Origin of the sequence: Streptomyces sp. NPDC006235 (genome assembly GCF_040613735.1) — a bacterium.
Taxonomy (GTDB): domain Bacteria; phylum Actinomycetota; class Actinomycetes; order Streptomycetales; family Streptomycetaceae; genus Streptomyces.
The window spans coordinates 110,742-128,591 of record NZ_JBEXSR010000012.1 but is presented as its reverse complement, the minus strand read 5'-3'; the positions used below and the strand labels follow the sequence as shown (position 1 = coordinate 128,591).

Genomic DNA, 17,850 nt, shown 5'->3' with positions numbered 1-17,850 from the left:
AGCTCGGATGACTGCTCACACTTGCTTACTCTGGAGTAAGGTTACCGTAGGTAAGGCTACGTCACAGGCGAGGAGCGGTCGAGATGAGACCCCAGAAGATGTCGGTGCGGCGTGTGGCGGTCGTCGGCGGAGCACGCATCCCGTTCGCCCGCTCCGACGGCCCCTACGCCACCGCCTCCAACCAGCAGATGCTCACCGCCGCCCTCGACGGCCTGGTCGAGCGGTACGGGCTCCAGGAGCCGGGCGCGGTCGGCGAGTTCGTGGCCGGCGCGGTCCTCAAACACAGCCGCGACTTCAACCTGGCCCGCGAAACGGTCCTCGGCTCGCGTCTGCACCCCACCACCCCCGCCTACGACATCCAGCAGGCCTGCGGCACCGGACTCCAGGCCGTCATCGCCGCCGCCAACAAGATCGCCCTCGGCCAGACCGAGTCGGCGGTCGCGGGCGGCACCGACACGGCGAGCGACGCGCCCCTGGGCGTCAACGACTCCCTGCGCCGCATCCTGCTTCAGGCCCGCCGGGCGAAGTCGCTGGGCGGTCGCGTGAAGGCCCTGGCGAAGGTGCGCCCGGGCCACCTCGTCCCCGACATCCCGCGCAACGCCGAGCCGCGCACCGGACTGTCCATGGGCGAACACGCCGCCGTCACCGCCCGCGCCTGGGGCATCGCCCGCGAGGCGCAGGACGAACTGGCGGCGACCAGTCACCAGCGGCTGGCGGCGGCGTACGAACGCGGCTTCTTCCAGGACCTGGTGATCCCCTTCCGGGGCCTTGCCCGCGACCAGAACCTGCGCCCCGGCTCGACCGTGGAGAAACTCGCCTCCCTCAAGCCGGTGTTCGGCCTCGACCACCCCGACCCGACCATGACGGCCGGGAACTCCACCCCGCTGACGGACGGGGCGGCGACGGTGCTGCTGGCGAGCGAGGAGTGGGCCCGCGAGCGCGGGCTGGAGCCGCTGGCGTATCTCACGGCGTACGAGACGGCGGCCGTCGACTTCGCCGGCGGAGACGTCGCCGGCGGCGAGGACGGGCTGCTCATGGCGCCCGCGTACGCCGTGCCGCGCATGCTGGAGCGGGCCGGGCTCGCACTGGCCGACTTCGACCTGGTGGAGATCCACGAGGCCTTCGCCTCCCAGGTGCTGGCGACGCTCGCCGCCTGGGAGAAGCGGGGCCTGGGCACGGTGGACCGCGCCCGGCTGAACGTCGCGGGCTCGTCCCTCGCCACCGGCCATCCCTTCGCCGCCACCGGCGCCCGGATCGTGGCGACCCTGGCCAAGCTGCTCGCCGAACGCGACGCGCCCGCCCGCGGGTTGATCTCCGTCTGCGCGGCGGGCGGGCAGGGGGTGACGGCGATCCTGGAACGGGCCTGAGGCCGACGGCGGACCGAACGTGAAGGTCCCTCACGTAACCCCCGAGAATGCACAGGCCTGGCTCCGGACCATTCCCTAACCCGCACAAACCCGCCACGTGAGGCCCGTACGATCCCGTTCCTACCGTCAGTAACCCCTTTCTGGGGGTTCAACCGGTTGAGCGCCTCGGCGTGCGAGGCACGTACGTATGCAGCAAGCAGTTCCTTCGCTGCGCGCCCCAGGAGCCGCCCGTGTCCACTGCCCATCCCTCCTCCGCCTACGGCGACATCTACGGCGGACCGGTCCTGGTCGAGCCCGAGACGCGGCGGCTCGACGGGGCGGTGCGGGAGGCGTCCGTACCGCCGCTGGCGCCGCCGTGGACCCACGGGTCCCTCGCCGACCTGCCGTTCGACAACGCGAGCGCGGACCCGGACGCCGTGGCGCTCAGCCGCAAGGACGCCGACGGACGCTGGAGTGACGTCACGGCGGCGGAGTTCGCCGGCCAGGTGCTGGCCGTGGCGAAAGGGCTGATCGCCGAAGGGCTGATGCCCGGCGACCGGATCGCCGTGATGGCCCGCACGATCTACGAGTGGACCGTCCTGGACTTCGCGGCCTGGGCGGCCGGTCTGGTCACCGTGCCCATCTACCCCACGTCCTCCGTCTTCCAGACCCGCTGGATCCTCCAGGACTCCGGCGCGGTCGCCCTCGTGACCGAGTTCGCCGGGCAGGCCGCCGCACTCGGCCCGGAGCGCGAACGCCTGCCCGACCTGAAGCACATGTGGGTCGTGGAGAAGGGCCACATCGACCGGCTGGCGGAAGCCGGGGCGCACCTCAGCGACCAGGAGGTCGAGGTGCGGCGCGGCATGCTGGGCCCCGACACCCTCGCCACCCTCGTCTACACCTCCGGCACCACGGGCCGCCCCAAGGGCTGCGCCCTCACCCACGGCAACTTCTTCGCCGAGGTCGACAACGCCATCGAGCTGCTCTACCCCGTCTTCCGGGCCAAGACCAGCGAAGAGGCCTCGGTGCTGCTGTTCCTGCCCATGTCCCACGTCTTCGGGCGCATGGTGGCGATCGCCTGCGTCCGCGCCCGTGTACGGCTCGGCCACGCGCCGAGTATCAAGGCGGAAAACCTGCTGCCGGACCTGGCGAGCTTCCGGCCGACCTGTCTGCTCGCCATCCCGTACATGCTGGAGAAGGTCTTCAACGTGGCCCGCGCCAAGGCCGAGGCGGCCGGCCGGGTGACGTCCTTCGACCGCGCGGTGGCGGTGGCGCGGCGCTACGGCGAGGCGATGGAGGCCCAGCAGACCGGCACCGGCCCCGGCCCCTCCCGCGCCCTGAGGACCGCCCGCGTCTTCTACGACCCCCTCGTCTACCGCCGGATCCGCAACGCCATGGGCGGCAGGGTCCGCTACGCCATCTGCGGCGGCTCCCCTCTGGGCCGCCGCCTCGCCGCGTTCTACGCCGGGGCCGGCATCGAGATCTTCGAGGGCTACGGCCTCACGGAGACCACCGGCGCGTCGACCGTCACCCCGCCCCTCAAACCCCGTCTGGGGACGGTCGGCTGGCCCCTGCCCGGCACCCGCGTCCGGATCGCCGCCGACGGCGAGATCCTCCTCGCCGGCGACCACGTCCTGCGCGGCTACTGGGACCCCCAGGCCGGGGGCGTCGTACCCGCCGCCCCCGACGGCTGGCTCGCCACGGGCGACATCGGCGAACTGGACGACGAGGGCTACCTGACGATCACCGGCCGCAAGAAGGAACTGCTGATCACCGCGGGCGGCAAGAGTGTCGCACCGGCGCCCCTGGAGAACTGGCTGCGCTCCCACCCGCTGATCTCCCAGTGCATGGTCGTGGGCGACGGCCGCCCCTTCGTCGCGGCCCTGATCACCCTGGACCCGGACGGCATCACCCACTGGCGCCAGATGAACGGCAAACATCCCGTACCGCCCAAACTCCTCGTCGACGACGAGGAACTGCGCTCCGTCCTCCAGCGCGCGATCGACGAGGCCAACAAGATGGTCTCCCGCCCCGAGTCCATCCGCCGCTTCGCGATCCTCCCCGAGGACTTCACCGAGGAGGCGGGCCACCTGACCCCGTCGATGAAGCTCCGCCGCGAGGCCGTGATGCGCTCCTTCGCGGCAGAGGTGGAGGCCCTGTACACGCGGTGAGGCACCGGGCCCGCGCCGGTTTCCCCGACCAGGCCTCCACTTACCTTCCACGGCGGCTACGGTCCTGTCATGGGGTGGCAGTCGAAGCGGGTCGAGGCGGGCGGGGAGCGGGCGGTCGGGGCCGGAGGTGACATCAAGGCCGCCGCGACCGGCGACTACGGCGTGGCCGTGCACATCGAGAACCAGTACGTGCAGCAGACGGTGGAAACGGTCCCGTCCCCCGAGGAGACGGACGAGGCGCTGCGCCGTTACGCCACGCGCATCCGCGAGACCTACGGCCGCCTGGACCTGGAGGTGCTGATCCCGACCGAGGAGGGCGAACATCCTCCGGTCGGTCTGGACGAGGTGTTCGTCGCGCCCACCGTACGGGCCGACCCGCCGCCCGTGGAGCTGCCCCGCGACATCCGTCAGCGGCTCGTGGACTCCGGTGAGTGGCCGTCGAGCCTCCCGCCCGGCCTCGAACGCGAGGCCCTGGACCGCGCTCGGCAGGCCTACGCGGAGCGTCCCGCGCGGGACGTCCTGGAGGTGCTGGCCGGCCCGCACGAGGACCGTCTCGTCCTGCTCGGCGACCCCGGCGCGGGCAAGTCCACCCTCGCACGCCATCTCGCGCTGACCCTCACCGGAGCGGTCCGGCCGGACGACCCGCTGGCAGCCCTCGACGGCCGCGTCCCGCTCGTCGTCGAACTACGCGAGTACGCCGCGGGGGAGTGGCGGGAGCGGACGTTCGAGGACTTCCTCGAGCACCTGCACACCACGAAGGGCATGGCGCCCCCGTACCCGGTCACCGAGCGGATCCTGGCCGAGGGCCGTGCGGTGGTCGTCTTCGACGGCCTGGACGAACTCTTCGAACCCGCCGCACGGGAACAGGTCGGTCACCGCATCGCCGACTTCGCCGGCCGCCACCAGCAGGCCGGGGTCCGGGTGGTGGTGACCTCGCGCGTCATCGGATACCGGCGGGGCGTCCTGGAGCGTGCCGGTTTCGCCCACTACATGGTCCAGGACCTGAGCAGGCAGCAGATAGAGCTCTTCGCCCGGCAGTGGTACGCCACCGCGTACCCGCACGACGAGGAGCGCGCCGCCCGTCTGTGCCGACGGCTCACCGAGGCGGTCGGGCACTCCCGTCCGGTGGGTGAACTGGCCGGCAATCCCCTCCTGCTGACCATCCTCGCCATCATCGGCCGCCGCAGGGAGCTGCCCCGGGACCGGCAGGGCGTCTACCGGCACGCCGTCGCGGTCCTGGTGGCGCACTGGGACGAACACGCCAAGCACCTGCGCGGGCCGACGGACCTGGAGGCACTGTCCTACCTCGGGGACGAGGACCGGCACGAGCTGCTCCGGCTCGTCGCCCGGCGCATGCAGGACGGCGAGGGCGGTATCGCCGGCAACCACATCCACCAGGACGAACTGCTGGCCACCTTCAAGGAGTACCTGTCCGAGCAATACGAACTGCCCGTCGCGCAGGCCGTGTCGGCGGCCCGGACGATGGTGCGGCAGTTCCGGGAACGGAACTTCATCCTCAGCCACTACGGGGGCGGGGTGTACGGCTTCGTGCACCGGGCCTTCCTCGAATACCTCGCGGCCGTCGACATCGACCAGCGCTACACGCGGGAGCGGGAGTGGACCCGGGAGGAGTTCGTCGAGGAGGTGTTCGCCCGGCACGCGGAGGACCCGGCCTGGCACGAGGTCCTGCTGCTCCTGGTCGGGCAGATCGGGGAGCGGGAAGCGGGCGCGGTGATCGACCGGTTGCTGGAGATGCACCGGCGGCGGGTCGACCCCGACTGGGACTCGTCCCTGCTGACGCTGAGTGTGCGGGCGCTGGCGGAGGTGCGCAGGATCGGCGTGCTGGCGGGGCAGAGCAGGGCGGTTGTGGACGCCCTCGTCGCGATCGTGGAGCAGACAGATTCGACGTTTTCGCTGATCGGCGGGACGGAAGAGACCGTGGCCGCCCTCAAGACCTTTCCTCCGCACTGGAGCGGGCGCCCCCGGTTCCTGCGCTGGTTTCATCTGCGCGGCCAGTTCCGCTCCCATTCGCTGCCGGGCCAGTACGCGTCTGTGCTCTACCAGGACTCGGCGATCCCGCGGATCATGGCCGGGTGGGCCCTTGACAGTCCTGTCCAGGCCGCCCTCTTCGAAGAGCTGGCAGAGCGCTGGGGAGCCGAGCGGGATGTCCGCGAGCTGCTGCGCACGCGTGCGGTCGCCGACCCCTCTGAGCACGTCCGTAGTACGGCTCTCGAAGCGCTGGCCGAACTCGGCACGGATGAGGAGGGTGTCAGCGATCTGCTCGCGGATCGTTCGGTCGCGGACCCCTCGCCGCGGATCCGCGCCCTCGCGCTGTCACTCCGCGGTGACAGCGCGTCGGACGAGGACCTGTGGGCGCCCCTCGCCGCGCTCGCCGTCTCCGCGGAGGACAAGTATCAGCGGTACCAGGCCTTGTCCGCGCTGGCTCAATACCGTGGTGACGACCCTGAGGTCAGGGAACTGCTCTGCCGTCGGGCGGTCGAAGATCCCGCCGGCTTCGTGCGGCTTGAGGCGCTGACCCATCTCGGTGATGTGCTGGACGACGAACGCATTGCGGCGCTGATGCGCAAACTGGCACTGGAGGACCCGAACGCCAACACCCGGCACTTGGCCCTGTACCACCTGACCCGTCATTCGGAGGACCCGGAAGCGTCACACAGACTCGCTGTCGAGGATCCGGACTGGTTCGTCCGGTCACAGGCCCTGTTCGGCCTGCGGAACATCCGTGGTGACGACCCCGCCACCTGGGAGCTGGCCCGGCGCCGAGCCGTTGCGGACCCGGACGAGAGGGTCCGCGGCTCGGCGTGCAGCATGCTGTGGCAGACGGCGGGTTCCCAGCCCGGCACGGTGGAGTTCCTGCGCGAAAGGGCTGTCGCGGACCCTGGGCCGCAGGCTCGGGCAGGCGCCCTCTACGGGTTGGTGCAACTGAGCGCTGACGAGCCGGCCACCTGGGAACTCGTCCGCGCGTATGCCGTCGGTGACACCGGAGGCGTCGTACGGGTGGCGGCCCTGAAGCATCTGTGCGGGCACCGCGGGGATGACGCCGGGACATGGGAGCTGGCCCTGGACCGGCTCGGCAACGATCCCGAGGCCGAAGTCCGGGAGGAGGCGCTGCGTTCCCTGAGGCACTACCGGGGTGATGAGGCCGCCAAGTGGGCCGCGATCCGTGCCCGCGCGCAGGACGACGACTCCGCCCCGGTCAGAAAGCTGGCGCTGGCACTGCTGGCAACGGGCCGGGGCGACGACGCAGCGGCCCGCGAGGTGTTCCGGGACCGGGCGGTCGCCGATGCCGATCCCGGGATCCGGGACGACGCCCTGCGCTGGTACGCCGTGTGCGAGACGGACGCCGCAGCGGCCGATTTCCTGCGCCACCGAGCCGTCGCCGATCCCGACCCCCAACCCCGCATCGCCGCCCTGCAGTCACTCGCCTTCGGCTGGCCCGCCCACCCGGAGACCCTGCCGCTGCTGCGGAATCGAGCAGAGTCCGACGAGGAGAAAGAGGTACGGGACGCGTCGGCGCGTGCTCTGGCGGCGGCCGAGTCGTTGCGGCCCGTCAGTGACCGGCTGCCCTGAGAAGGGTCCGACCGCGAGCCCCCGCTCGGCCTTTGCGAGGTCTTCACACCTGGTCCTTGACGACGCACGGTGTCTCCCCGTTGGCTTTCTGCCACCTCGTCGCGATGCTCCCACATCGGAAGGCACCACCAGTGAAAGCGCGTACCACCCGTCGGCCCGCTGTGCGTCCCCTCTCCATAGCCCTGGCGGTCACCCTGTCGGCCCTGTCCCTCGCCGCCTGCGGCGGCAGCGGGAGCGACGACTCCGCGGGTGTGAAGAAGGGCAACGACCTCACGGTGGGCCTGCTGCTGCCCGACCGGGACACGGCACGCTTCGAGAAGTTCGACTACCCCCTGATCAAGAGCGAGGTCGCCGAGCTCACCGAGAACCAGGGCAAGGTCGAGTACGCCAACGCCGAGGCGAGCGTGTCCAGACAGAGCGAGCAGTTCCAGAAGATGATCGCTGACAAGGTCGACGTCATCCTGGTGGACGCGCTGAACTCCAAGACCATCGCGTCGGACGTGCAGAAGGCCAAGGACGCCGGCATCCCCGTCATCGCCTACGACCGGCTCGCCGAGGGCCCGATCGACGCCTACGTATCCCACGACAACGAACTCGTCGGGCAGGTGCAGGGCCGCGCCATCGTCGGGGAGCTCGGCGACAAGGCCAAGAACAGCAAGGTCGTCATGATGAACGGCGACCCCGCCGACCCGAACACGGCACGGTTCAAGGACGGCGCGCTCGGCGAGCTCCAGGGGCAGGTCGACATCGTCCAGCAGTACGACACCAAGGAGTGGAAGCCCTCGATCGCCAAGGCCAACATGAAGAAGGCGATCCGGACCGTCGGGCTGGACAACATCGCCGCCGTCTACTCCGCCAACGACGGCATGGCGGGCGCCGTCATCGAGGCGCTGAAGGAGGCGGGCGCGACCAGGATCCCGCCGGTGACCGGGCAGGACGCCAACCTGGACGCGGTGCAGCGGATCGTGTCGGGGGAGCAGTACATGACCGTGTACAAGTCGTTCCTGCTGGAGGCGACGAACGCCGCGAAGATCGCCGTCGCGAAGGTCCAGGGACGCTCCATCGAGTTCGCCGCGCTGACCCGGGACACGGTCGACAGCCCCACGCAGAAGAACATCCCGGCGATGCTGGTGCCGGTGGTCGCCCTCACCAAGGACAACATCAAGGAGACCGTGATCACGGACGGGGTCTACACGGTCAAGGACATCTGCACGGCGAAGTACAAGGCGGACTGCGCGGCGATCGGCCTCGACTAGAACCTCCAACAGGCCGTCGGTGCCTGGCTCTTGACTTCGCGAGGTGCCCGCGCGACATTCCCCACCCCTTGAGGTGTCCCGTCGCGCTGGAGACGTCATGACCACTGACATGAACTCCGCACCATCGGCTGCTCCCCCTGGTTCCCCGTCTCGAAGACGAGTGCTGGCCGGTGCCGCGGGTGCCGGCCTCGCGGTCGCCGCCGGAGTGCAACAGGGCGCCCACGCCGCCGACTTACCCCCGCTCGGCACGTACGACGTCGTCGTCATCGGCTCCGGCGCGGCCGGGATGACCGCCGCGCTGACCGCCGCGGTGCAGGGCCTGAGCTGCGTCGTCGTGGAGAAGGCCCCGACCTTCGGCGGCTCGACGGCCCGCTCCGGTGCCGGGATCTGGATCCCGAACAATTCGGTGATCCTCGCGGCCGGTGTCCCCGACACGCCGGCCAAGGCCGCCGCCTACCTCGCCGCCGTCGTCGGCCCGGAGGTCCCCGCGGACCGGCAGCGCGCCTTCCTCACCCACGGCCCGGCGACCATCTCCTCCGTCATGGCCCACAGCCCCCTGCGCTTCCGCTGGATGGAGGGCTACAGCGACTACTACCCCGAGCTGCCCGGCGGCCTGCCCAACGGCCGCTCCATCGAGCCCGACCAGCTCGACGGCAGGCTCCTCGGCCCCGAACTGGCCCGTCTGAACCCGCCGTACCTGGACGTCCCCGCCGGCATGGTGGTCTTCGGCGCCGACTACAAGTGGCTGGCCCTGGCCGCCGTGAACGCCCGCGGCGCGGCCGTCGCCGCCCAGTGCCTGGCCCGCGGTACGAAGGCCGCGACGCTCGGCCAGAAGCCCCTGACGATGGGTCAGGCACTGGCGGCGGGCCTGCGCGCGGGGCTGCGCTCCGCAGGGGTACCGGTATGGCTGAACACGCCCCTGAGCGACCTGCACGTCGAGAACGGCAGGGTCACCGGAGCCGTGGTCACCCGCGACGGCACCCCGGGCCTGATCCGCGCCCGCCGGGGTGTCATCGTCGGCTCCGGCGGCTTCGAGCACAACGCGGCGATGCGCGAGCGGTACCAGCGCCGGCCGATCGGCACCGAGTGGACGGTCGGGGCGAAGGAGAACACCGGCGACGGCATCCGGGCGGGGGAGCGGCTCGGCGCGGCGCTCGACCTGATGGACGACGCGTGGTGGGGCCCGGCGATCCCGGTCCCGGACCAGCCCTACTTCTGCCTCGCCGAACGAACCCTCCCCGGCGGGCTGCTGGTGAACGGATCGGGCAGGCGCTTCGTCAACGAGGCCGCGCCCTACAGCGACGTCGTCCACACCATGTACGACGTCCACGACACCGACCCGGCCATCCCGTCCTGGCTGATCGTCGACCAGAACTACCGCAACCGCTACCTCTTCAAGGACGTCCTGCCGGCCCTGCCCCTGCCCGGCACCTGGTACGACTCGGGCGCCGCGCACAAGGCCTGGACCCTGGACGCCCTGGCCGCGTCGATCGGCGTCCCGGCGGCGGCCCTGCGCACGACCGTCGACCGCTTCAACTCCCAGGCACGGCGGGGCGAGGACCCCGACTTCCACCGCGGCGACAGCGCCTACGACCACTACTACACGGACCCGTCGGTCCTCCCGAACCCCTGCCTGGCGCCCCTCTGGCTGCCTCCCTTCCACGCCTTCCGCATCGTCCCCGGCGACCTCGGCACGAAGGGCGGCATGCGGACGGACGCCCGGGCCCGCGTCCTGCGCCCCGACGGCTCGGTGATCCCGGGCCTGTACGCGGCGGGCAACGCCAGCGCGGCGGTGATGGGCCACAGTTACGCGGGCGCGGGCTCCACGATCGGGCCGGCGATGACCTTCGGGTACATCGCGGCGAGGGACATAGCGGGGGTGCTGTGAGGGGGTATTTCTAGGACACCGGCTCGGGGGGCTTGCGGGCGACCAGGCACGCCTGGCGGACCGGCTCCCCGAGCGTCTCGTCGGGCTCCCGGACGGTCCGGGAGCGCACGACGAACCCGGCGGCTTCCAGCAGGGCGGCGATCCGCTCCGGCTGCCGCCGCAGGAAGGTCAGCGCCACCTGGTGCCCGAAGGCCTCCTCGTAGCGGCGGGGCTCGTCACCGGCCTGGAAGCCGAGGAGCAGATGCCCGCCGGGGCGCAGGACGCGGAGGAACTCGGCGAATACGGCCGGCAGCCGGTCGAGCGGGGTGTGGATGGTGGAGTACCAGGACACGACCCCGTCGAGCGAGCCGTCCGGCAGGTCCAGCTCCAGCATCGAGCCCTGCGCGAACCGCAGGCCGGGATGCTCACGCCGGGCGATCGCGAGCATCGACTCCGACAGGTCCACCCCGAACACGGACAGCCCCCGCGACGCCAGATACGCGGTCACCCGCCCCGGCCCACACCCCAGGTCGGCGACCTCGCCCCCCTCACCCACGAGTTCCGCGAACCCGTACAGCAGCCCCAGGTCCAGCGGCATCGCCACGCGCGGCTCACTGAAGCGGACGGCGTAGTCCTCCGCCACGGCGTCGTAGAAGACCCGGGTCTCATCCACAAAGTCGAGGTCAGTCATCCTCCGACCCTAGGGCGGGGCACTGACACCGCGGGGGGCTTATACGGCGTCCCGTCATCTCATCGCACGGCCGTCTTACCGGTCTGCCGGTCTACCGGTCTGTCGGTCTCCGGTCCTCGTCCGTCCGCCGTGCTCCGAGGCCCGCGCCCGCGCCGATCGCCGTGCCCAGGGCTGTCTTCCCCGTCGTGCTCCGGGTCCGGGTCTCTCTGCATCCGGGCATCCTCTCAGGGGCCACGGGATCACGGGATAGGGGCCAGAATTCGCCGGAAATTCACCGGAGGGCAAGAGGGAGCAAAAGGCAGGAGCCCCGCCGCCTGACGGCGCGGGGCTCCTTGGGTACTACTGATCAGACCGGCGTGACGTTCTCAGCCTGCGGGCCCTTCGGACCCTGCGTGACGTCGAAAGACACCTGCTGGTTCTCCTCGAGAGAGCGGAAGCCGCTCGCGTTGATCGCGGAGTAGTGGACGAAGACGTCGGGGCCGCCGCCCTCCTGGGCGATGAAACCAAAGCCCTTTTCGGCGTTGAACCACTTCACGGTTCCGGTAGCCATAAGCCCTCCTTGGGCTCAAAAGGGTTGCCCTGCTCCAGAACCAGCAAGTGTGAAGATGAATTCTGCACAACTGCATACGTCTGAGAATGACGAGAGCCCGCGGTCACATGCTCCGCAGGCTCTGTACTGCAAGGGAAACCAAACTGCAACTTGCGACGAGCCTAGCACGCAGGCCCCGGAATGCAATAGGGGTCAAGATCACCTCACCCGAATGTTTGAACACCGTCCGCCGACTGGCGGTGAGGGCGCCGGCGGCAGGCCCCGGACCCACGGCGGGGCCGGGCGTGGGCCCGTAGGCCATGAGGGCTAGCCTCACGATGTGGACAATCCTCGCACCCGGCCGCGCGTCGGCCACATCCAGTTCCTGAACTGCCTGCCCCTGTACTGGGGGCTCGCCAGAACGGGCACGCTCCTCGACTTCGAGCTCACCAAGGACACCCCTGAGAAGCTCAGCGAGAAGCTGGTGCAGGGCGATCTCGACATCGGTCCGATCACCCTGGTCGAGTTCCTCAAGAACGCCGACGACCTCGTCGCCTTCCCCGACATCGCCGTCGGCTGCGACGGCCCCGTCATGTCCTGCGTGATCGTCTCGCAGGTCCCCCTGGACCGGCTGGACGGCGCCCGCGTCGCCCTCGGCTCGACCTCCCGCACCTCCGTCCGCCTCGCCCAGCTGCTCCTCGCCGAGCGCTACGGCGTCCAGCCGGACTACTACACGTGCCCGCCCGACCTCAGCCTGATGATGCAGGAGGCCGAGGCCGCCGTCCTCATCGGCGACGCGGCCCTGCGCGCGAACATGGTCGACGGCCCGCGCTTCGGCCTGGACGTGCACGACCTGGGCGCGCTGTGGAAGGAGTGGACGGGCCTGCCGTTCGTCTTCGCGGTCTGGGCGGCGCGCCGCGACTACGCGGAGCGCGAGCCGGTCATCACGCGCAAGGTGCACGAGGCCTTCCTCGACTCCCGCAACCTCTCCCTGGAGGAGGTCGGCAAGGTCGCCGAGCAGGCCGCCCGCTGGGAGGCCTTCGACGAGGAGACCCTGGCCCGCTACTTCACGACCCTCGACTTCCGCTTCGGCGGCCCGCAGCTGGAGGCGGTCGCCGAGTTCGCCCGCCGGGTCGGGCCCTCGACCGGCTTCCCCGCGGACGTGAAGGTGGACCTGCTCCAGCCGTGAGCGGGCCCGCGCTCCCGCACTACTCTGCTGGGAGTGCGCGCGTACGGGGTCCGGCGGGGGCCTGCGGGCGCCTACGGGGGAGGGGTGACGCCATGCGGCCGCTCGAAGTCGACGAACCCACCGTCGTGGGGCCCTACCGGCTGCTCGGCCGGCTGGGCTCCGGCGGTATGGGCCGGGTCTACCTGGGCCGCAGCGCCGGCGGCCGTACGGTCGCGGTGAAGATCGTCCATCCGCACTTCGCGCTGGACGAGGAGTTCCGGGCCCGCTTCCACCGCGAGGTCGAGGCCGCGCGCCGGGTCGGAGGTGCCTGGACGGCACCCGTCCTGGACGCCGACCCGGACGCGCGGGTGCCGTGGGTGGCGACGGCCTACGCGGCGGGTCCCTCGCTGTCGGCCGCGGTCACCGAGGGCGGCGCGCTGCCCGCCCACACCGTACGGGTGCTGGGGGCCGGGCTGGCCGAGGCGCTGGCGGCGGTGCACGACCTGGGCCTGGTGCACCGGGACGTGAAGCCGTCGAACGTCCTGCTCACGCTCGACGGGCCGCTGCTGATCGACTTCGGCATCGCACGGGCCACGGACGGTACGGCGTCCCTTACCTCCACGGGCGTGTCGATCGGCTCGCCCGGCTACATGTCGCCCGAGCAGATCCTCGGCAAGGGCGTCACGGGCGCGGCGGACGTCTTCTCACTCGGCGCGGTCCTGGCGTACGCGGCGACCGGCGAACCGCCCTTCCCCGGGGACTCCTCGGCGGCCCTGCTCTACAAGGTCGTCCACGAGGAGCCGGAACTCGGCGGCCTGGACGGGCAGTTGCGCGAACTCACGGCGGCCTGCCTGACGAAGGACCCGGACGCACGGCCCGCCCCCGCCGAGGTGGCCCGGCGGCTGGCGCCCGAGGGCGCGGCCCGGCTGGTGGCGGGCGGGTGGCTGCCGGGGGCATTGGTGGAGCAGGTGAGCCGCAGCGCCGTACGGCTGCTGAACCTGGAGGCGACGGGGCCCGGGGCGGCCGGGGGCCCTTCGGGGCCGGTCGGTTTCAGCAGCCCGTCCGTGGCGGCGGCGGAGACGGGGACGCCGGTGGGTAGCGCGCCGCCGGCGGATGGAGTGACGCCGGCGGATGGAGTGACGCCGGGAGGGGCGGTGCTGCCGGGTGGGGCGGTGGCGGCGGGTGAGACGGCGACGCCGGGTGGGGCGTCGAGTCCGGCGGCGGGGCCGGTCGGCGCCTTCGGGCCGCCGGGTGAGACGGCGACGCCGGGTAAGACGGTGGCGCCCGGTGAGACGGCGACGCCGGGTAAGACGGTGGCGCCCGGTGAGACGGCGACGCCGGGTAAGACGGTGGCGCCGACGGACACCGTGCCGCCGCGAGGCGAGACGGTGCCGCCGGCGGAGGCGGGTCCCGTCGGCGTGTTCGGGCCGCCGCCGGTGATGCCCACGCCGGCCGTACCTGCCTCCACCGCCGTACCCACCGCCGTACCAGCCCCCGAACTAGCCCCTGTACCCGCACCCCGGGACGCCGGTCCGCAGGACGACACCGCCGCCCCGTCGTCCGTCGGCCGGCGCCCCGGCAGGGTGACGGTCTCCGTGGCGGCGACGTCCACGCCGGAGGGCGGCGGCCGGGTGCGGAGACTGAGCTGCACCGTGGCGCTGGCGGTCGCCGGGGCGATGGCGGCCGTGACGATCGGCTCGGCGTTCGTGTTCGACCTGCTGCCGGACCGCACCTCCCACGACGACGACACGAGCGACTCCGGCGCGGGCACCGACTCTCCCCCCGCGGCGTCCGCGAGCGCCGCCCCTTCCGGCGCCGTGCCCGCCGCGTACCTCGGCACCTGGGAGGGCCAGGGCACCGCCCTGGACGGCAGGCTGCCCCTCGGCACGTTCCGGATCACCGTCGAACGGGCCGCCGTGGGCCAGGAGTTGGGGCGCCTGCGCCAGACCGATCAGATCGGCGGCGTCTGTGTCGACGTACTGACCTTGAAGCAGGTGACGAAGAAGGAGCTCGTCGCGACGTCCGTGGGTGCGAAGACCAACCACGGCGGCTGCAACCCGGCCCCCACGACGGTCCGCCTCACGCCGGTGGGCGATGACCTGCGGTACCGGTCGGAGAGTGAGGAGTCGGGGCGGCCTCAGGCTCGGATGTCGCGGGTGCGGTAGCGGAGGGCCGGCCGCCGCACTTGAAGAACAGGGTGATCAGCAGCGCGGCCGCGGCAAGGGTGGCGACGAGACCGACGGCCCACAGCCACGGGTAGTGCACGTGCACCCAGCAGGGCCCGCCCTCGTTGTAGCAGTCGGAGTCCCAGTCGCGGCGCCGCTTGGGCCGTGTGGTCCCCATGATCACCCCGGCGACCAGGTACCCCGCCGCCAGCCCGGGCAGCGAGGCCGCAGCCCAGGCCAGCGAACGTGGCTTGCTCTTCTTCCAGTTCATCCGGGTCAGGGGCCAGACCCAGGCGAGGAAGACCAGCGGTACCAGGGCCCCCACGGTGGCGGCGAAGGCGTACGCGCCGCCGGGCCACGCGGCGGCGAAGCCGCTCCAGAGGTCGTCCCCCCAGTACATGTCGAAGAAGTACAGCGGCGTCAGCAGGACCAAGACGCCGGGGATCACCGCGCAACCCACGGCACATCCCCAGTCCGGCTTCCTCGGCCGCCCGGCGGCGGGTCGGCCGCGCCGATGCTCGTACCGCAGGGCGGCCTTGACCGCCTTCCTCCGCTTCGGCTTCGCCGAACTTCCGCTCATGGCCCCTGACTCTCACCTTGCTCAAGCGGTCACTACTGTGTCTGCGATAGCGAACACCATGAGATGCGATGAGCACACCACAACGCGTGACACGGGGAAGGCCCACAAATGGAGACGCTGCAGCCGGACGATCCGACGGAGTTGGGCACCTACCGTCTCCTGCGAAGACTCGGCGCCGGCGGCATGGGTCGCGTCTACCTGGCCCGTTCGCCCGGTGGCCGTACCGTCGCCGTGAAGGTCGTACGGCCGGACCTGGCAGCGGATGGCGACTTCCGTGACCGCTTCCGGCACGAGGTCGAGATTGCCAAGGCCGTCTCCGGCCGCTTCACCGCCCCTGTCGTGGACGCCGCCCCGGACGCGCCGTTGCCGTGGCTGGCGACGTCGTACGTGCTCGGTCCGGATCTCACGGACGTGGTCGCCGTGCACGGTGCACTGCCGGAGCGGACCGTGCGGGCACTGGCCGCGGGCCTTGCCGCTGCCCTCCAGGAGGTTCATGCGGCGGGACTGATCCACCGGGACCTGAAACCGTCGAACGTCCTGCTGGCGGCAGACGGCCCGCGCGTCATCGACTTCGGAATCGCGCGTGCGGTGGACGGAAACCGTATGACACAGACGGGAGTCGTGGTCGGCTCACCCGGTTACATGTCACCGGAGCAGGCGCTCGGTCAGGATGTCGGTGCGGCGAGCGATGTCTTCTCGCTGGGTGCCGTGCTCGCGTTTGCGGCGACCGGCAGGGGCACGTTCGGTCACGGAGCCGTCTCGCACGCCTCGTTGCTCTATCAGGTCGTGCACGGCGAGCCCGACCTGGAGGGCGTACCGCAGCAACTGCTGGGCCTGGTGCGCGCTTGTCTCGCGAAGGATCCCGCGCATCGCCCGGCGCCGTCGGAGATCGTCACGGCACTCGCACCACAGGGTGTCGAAGGTGTCCTCAGCGACTGGCTCCCGTCGGCGGTGGCATCGACGATCGCCACGCATGCGGCCGGAATCCTGGACTTGGAGGCACCGCAGCAGCCCCAGGCTCCGGCCGCTGCGTCCTTCGGGCCCGCACCGGCGATGGCGGGTGGGACCGCTGCGCCGGCGAGCACACGAACGCCGGGGTACGGGTACCCGCCGGCCTCTGGACAGGCCGGCACCCCTGCGGCTGCCTACGGCACCCCGATGCCCGGGTACGCCACACCGCCGGGTGACGCGCAGACCCCGGGACACGGGGCGACCACGCCGGCCTTCGCCACCGCCTCCACCGCTCCCTCCCGCCGCCGCGTCCTTGGCCTTGCGCTCGGCGGTGCCGCCGCCGTGGCTGCGGCGGGCGGGGCCGCCACTTGGTGGCTCGGCCAGGACGGTGCCCCCTCCGGCACGGCGACCGGCACGAGTGGCGTCGGTGGTTCCGCGCAGCCGGTCGAGGAGAACTTCACCACCCCGCCGGCCGGAGTCGCCCCCCAGCCTCTGTGGCACGAGCAGGCGGCGGAGGACAGCACCACCACGGACGTACCGCTCCTCATTCATGACGGCCTGCTCCTGGTCAGCGGCGACCCCCTGGTGGCATACGACGTGAAGACCGGGAAGGCCCGTTGGTCGAAGCCCGACGTCTGTGCTCCCGGCTCCCAGCTCCTGTTCCGTGACGGCAAGGTGTTCCTGACCGATGGCGGCGCCGAGGGAGTCCTCGTCGCGCGTGATGTGAAGACCGGCCAGGAGGTGTGGCGCAGCCGCCTCGGCAAGCAACTCGGCATCGAGGGCACCATCGCCATCGACGACAAGAACGTGTACGTCACGGTGACCGACTACGCCCGCGCCGCGAGCGCCACCGAGTACCGCACTGCGGTCGCCGCGGTCAGCCACAGCACCGGCAGAAAGGTGTGGCTGCAGCACCGCGACTGGGGCACGAAGGACTACGACGTCCAGGGCACCGTCTCCGGCAAGTACCTCGTCTACACGGACTCCAACTACAACCTCACCGTGCGCGACACCGCGACCGGTGACCAGCTGTGGACCCAGAAGATCGGCGACGACTGGGCCTGGCAGCCGACGGTCGCGAACGGCCTCGTCTTTCTTCCCGGTGAGGAGCTCACGGCGGTCGACGCGGAGACAGGCAGTACACGGTGGACGCTCTCACCCAAGGGACGCCGTGGCTTCAACAACCCCGCCGTCATCGACGGAGTGCTGTATGTCAGCGACTACGACCGCGGCGTATGGGCCGTCGACGTCAAGAGCGTCAAGCGGCTCTGGCTGTGTGAGGACCAGGATCGCGGCGGGCCCGAGAGCTTCGTGAGAGTCGGCACGACGCTGTACTGCGCCTCCGGGCCCCTGTCGGGGGGTGTGATCGCCCTTGCGGCCAAGAGCGGCAAGGTGCGTTGGACCTGGACCGACGACAAGGACTCCGGCGCTCCGTGGCAGATGGCCCACGCCGGAAACCGGCTGTTGGTGACGAACGGGCCGGAGATATACGCCATGCCGGCAGTCTGACGCCGGGGCGCTGGGGAGCCAATCCG

11 protein-coding genes are annotated in these 17,850 nt (G+C 71.4%); 8 read left to right on the top strand and 3 right to left on the bottom strand.

Features of this window, described 5'->3' with window-relative positions:
* Positions 1-83: 83 nt before the first annotated feature.
* The 5 genes from ABZ192_RS17085 (at position 84) to kstD (ending at position 10,252) form a co-directional block, all read left to right on the top strand.
* On the top strand, positions 84-1,367 hold the full coding sequence (locus ABZ192_RS17085; RefSeq protein ID WP_356925287.1) for an acetyl-CoA C-acetyltransferase: 1,284 nt from the start codon (positions 84-86) through the stop codon (positions 1,365-1,367).
* A gap of 230 nt (positions 1,368-1,597) precedes the next feature.
* A complete protein-coding gene (locus ABZ192_RS17080; protein WP_356925286.1) occupies positions 1,598-3,517 on the top strand; it encodes an AMP-binding protein in 1,920 nt (639 codons plus the stop codon).
* Between the two features lie 69 nt (positions 3,518-3,586).
* Complete coding sequence (locus ABZ192_RS17075; RefSeq protein ID WP_356925285.1) at positions 3,587-7,108, top strand: HEAT repeat domain-containing protein; 3,522 nt, start codon at positions 3,587-3,589, stop codon at positions 7,106-7,108.
* 131 nt (positions 7,109-7,239) lie between these two features.
* A complete protein-coding gene (locus ABZ192_RS17070) occupies positions 7,240-8,364 on the top strand; it encodes a substrate-binding domain-containing protein (RefSeq protein WP_356925284.1) in 1,125 nt (374 codons plus the stop codon).
* Between the two features lie 109 nt (positions 8,365-8,473).
* The gene (kstD, locus tag ABZ192_RS17065; RefSeq protein WP_356925340.1) at positions 8,474-10,252 is read left to right on the top strand and encodes a 3-oxosteroid 1-dehydrogenase; all 1,779 of its coding nucleotides are present in this window, start codon (positions 8,474-8,476) and stop codon (positions 10,250-10,252) included.
* A gap of 10 nt (positions 10,253-10,262) precedes the next feature.
* Here the strand turns inward: kstD and ABZ192_RS17060 are convergent, their stop codons facing one another.
* Together ABZ192_RS17060 and ABZ192_RS17055 are read right to left on the bottom strand one after the other, a co-directional pair.
* On the bottom strand, positions 10,263-10,922 hold the full coding sequence (locus ABZ192_RS17060; protein ID WP_356925283.1) for a methyltransferase domain-containing protein: 660 nt from the start codon (positions 10,920-10,922) through the stop codon (positions 10,263-10,265).
* Between the two features lie 346 nt (positions 10,923-11,268).
* On the bottom strand, positions 11,269-11,472 hold the full coding sequence (locus ABZ192_RS17055) for a cold-shock protein (protein WP_003992177.1): 204 nt from the start codon (positions 11,470-11,472) through the stop codon (positions 11,269-11,271).
* 319 nt (positions 11,473-11,791) lie between these two features.
* Between ABZ192_RS17055 and ABZ192_RS17050 the strand changes: the two genes are divergently transcribed.
* Both ABZ192_RS17050 and ABZ192_RS17045 read left to right on the top strand, forming a co-directional pair.
* Complete coding sequence (locus tag ABZ192_RS17050) at positions 11,792-12,640, top strand: menaquinone biosynthesis protein (protein WP_356925282.1); 849 nt, start codon at positions 11,792-11,794, stop codon at positions 12,638-12,640.
* Positions 12,641-12,732: 92 nt separating this feature from the next.
* Positions 12,733-14,784, top strand: coding sequence for a protein kinase (locus tag ABZ192_RS17045; RefSeq protein WP_356925281.1), 2,052 nt, complete (start codon positions 12,733-12,735; stop codon positions 14,782-14,784).
* Here ABZ192_RS17045 and ABZ192_RS17040 read toward each other — a convergent pair.
* On the bottom strand, positions 14,699-15,364 hold the full coding sequence (locus ABZ192_RS17040) for a hypothetical protein (RefSeq protein ID WP_356925280.1): 666 nt from the start codon (positions 15,362-15,364) through the stop codon (positions 14,699-14,701). The two genes, ABZ192_RS17045 and ABZ192_RS17040, sit on opposite strands and share 86 nt — an antisense overlap.
* 108 nt (positions 15,365-15,472) lie before the next feature.
* Here ABZ192_RS17040 and ABZ192_RS17035 point away from each other — a divergent pair, with 108 nt between their 5' ends.
* Positions 15,473-17,824 (top strand): PQQ-binding-like beta-propeller repeat protein, encoded by a 2,352-nt coding sequence (locus tag ABZ192_RS17035; protein WP_356925279.1) that lies wholly within the window; start codon positions 15,473-15,475, stop codon positions 17,822-17,824.
* The last annotated feature ends 26 nt before the right edge of the window (positions 17,825-17,850 follow it).